3 protein-coding genes are annotated in these 2,341 nt (G+C 29.8%); 1 reads left to right on the forward strand and 2 read right to left on the reverse strand.

Annotated elements, in window-relative coordinates; translation table 11 throughout:
• The first annotated feature begins 162 nt into the window (after window positions 1-162).
• Window positions 163-708, forward strand: coding sequence for a hypothetical protein (locus RCF13_RS20200; protein WP_308141512.1), 546 nt, complete (start codon window positions 163-165; stop codon window positions 706-708).
• A 522-nt stretch (window positions 709-1,230) separates the two neighbouring features.
• On the opposite strand, the gene RCF13_RS20205 is transcribed toward RCF13_RS20200, so the two are convergent.
• Complete coding sequence (locus RCF13_RS20205) at window positions 1,231-1,629, reverse strand: hypothetical protein (RefSeq protein ID WP_308141513.1); 399 nt, start codon at window positions 1,627-1,629, stop codon at window positions 1,231-1,233.
• A gap of 256 nt (window positions 1,630-1,885) precedes the next feature.
• On the reverse strand, window positions 1,886-2,341 hold a 456-nt coding region (locus RCF13_RS20210), incomplete at its 5' end, for a hypothetical protein (protein ID WP_308141514.1).

A 2,341-nucleotide genomic window follows, 5' to 3' on the forward strand; every position in this document is an offset into this window, starting at 1 on the left:
ATATATTGTAAATATGGAAAAATATTTACAATATATCATGTTTTTATAATTTTTATGAGGTGAATAAAAATGATAAGGGATAAATTATGCAAGCACTGTAAACAATCATTTCCTAACACTATAGACTATATGAATGGGAGTAGTTGTATTCAATGTCATCGAATGATTAATGTTTCTTTAAAGGGCGCACAAGAGCGTGCTAAAATTAATAACCGTTCTTATAATTTAGATGCAAACTGGATACATGAGCAACTTTTTAAGCAAGATTATAGGTGCTGGTGGACAGGGCAAGCTTTTGATTTTTCCGAAACTATAATACCGAATATCGCTAATCCTAATGTAATATCTATTGATCGTTTAAACAATGAAGAGGGATATACGAAAGAAAATTCAGTGCTATGTGTAAATTGGTTTAATAAACTTAAAAGTGACTACTCCATACCAGAGTTAAACCATATATTAATGGGATGTGTATCAGCATATGCGAAATTGCAACAATATTTTGTACCCTACAGCTCTCAACCGATTAATCAAGCAATTGAAACGAACTATCAGGACCAATTTGAAATGCCATTAACTGAGGCTGAAATGGCGGAATTTTTGAAGAAACTTGATAATGATTACTATGATAGAATGAGAAATGCAATTAGAAAAGCGGAAGGTTTAGCGAAACTGTTAGAAGACATAGAAAATTCCCCATCCAAGTAAAAATCCTGCCCTTATACGATGTTCCAAGTGTTTTGGAATTACAAAATCGAAAGTAATTCCAAGAAGGATGAATACTTCAATACATTTCAAGAACCGAGAAAAGAAGAATGTGGATGCAGCAGTATCTAATTTGTTTCTTACAAGTTTTTTGGTTGTTAATAAGTTGAACAAAAATAATGTTTTAGTTCTAATATCACCTGTTTTTTGTGAATTAGTAGAAATTAATGTGGAATATGCAAAAGGTATAGAAAGTTGGATTACCTCATCTAACCCAGCATACTTGTAAGGAATTGATCAGAAGTGAGGAATATATATTACTCGTACTGGTTATTTTTTTATGAAATATTAGTAACTGCTATGATAGCTTAAGTGATTAATATTGCTATACTGCAATTTATAACAGTCACTGATGCGTTAATTAATGCTTGTTTATTTATGTGTTTTTCTAGATATATAAAATATATGAAAAATCGAAATAAAAAAGAGAAAAATAAGGGTAACCCCCTTGTTTTTCTCTTTTTGCTAATTTCTGAGTTTTTTACTTCCTCCCTTGCGACTAATTATAAAACCATTTTGTTGTAATATTGATTTTATTTCACTAGCTGTAACAAACTTTCTTTCTTCAATTTCTCTCATCAAAATATCTTCGGCTCTTTCAAATCTTACTCCAGGAGTTAAAGGTTCACTTATCAGTACGTACTTATAAACTCCATGGCCTAAATTTTTGGTTTGAATCCCATATCCTCTTTCATTTAGTTCACTTAATCTTGCACCAAGGCTACGTGTTACATGTTTATAAAAATATACATTTGTAACTCCTTTACAACCATTTTCGCGTAATTTTAATAATATTTTTTCTCTTTGTCCTGATGCTCTTTCTTTAAGTTCCTTTTCTTCTTTTAAAATAGCCAATGAATTCACATTAATTCCCCCTTAATTTTATTGTGAAACCACAAACCTTTTAAACACAAAAAAAGCGTTCAAAGGAAGACATGCTTTGTTAAGCTCGTCGCTCCTAAAGAACGCTTTTGTTTAAAGTTAAATAAAAAAGAAATAAATAATATTTAGTTCCATTATACTGAATAGTTAATTAACAAACAATAAATTCAGAAAAATTCATTTAAATTTTTAGATAGAAAGTGTTTATATGTAGATGTAAGCACCACTTTTTCTTAAATTATAAATTTAACTTTTTATACTCATCTCTTATTTTTCTTCGTAGTTTTGTTTCTTCTTTAATTATTTTATCATCTTTTATCATCCTGCCATAAATATTGTTGCCTTCAGCATGAATTGAATAAAGTTGTGATAGGTCTTCTAAATAGTCCAATAAGTAATTTCCTTTAAATAATCTGTGTGCTTTTAAATCCATTAATGAATCCACTATACAAATTATGTTAAATACATCATAATCCCCACTTAAAATGTAACTAATTAATGGATATAGTCTATCATGGATTTTAGACTTTTCATCACTTCTATTTACGTCTTTAAAAAAATTTTGGTCCACACGTAATGTATTAAAGTATTCATCATATAAATTGTGTTGTCTTACTAATCTCATTAACTTACTGGGGTCATGGAGCCTGATTGATATACCGCTCTCTGTTTGCGGTTCGTGCCCGTGTGGCCC

The organism is Stenotrophomonas maltophilia group sp. RNC7 (genome assembly GCF_030910085.1).
GTDB lineage: Bacteria > Pseudomonadota > Gammaproteobacteria > Xanthomonadales > Xanthomonadaceae > Stenotrophomonas > Stenotrophomonas sepilia.

Coding starts and splice junctions, on each gene's coding strand:
- RCF13_RS20200 (WP_308141512.1), top strand. CDS start 163: ATGATTAATGTTTCTTTAAAGGGCGCACAAGAGCGTGCTAAAATTAAT.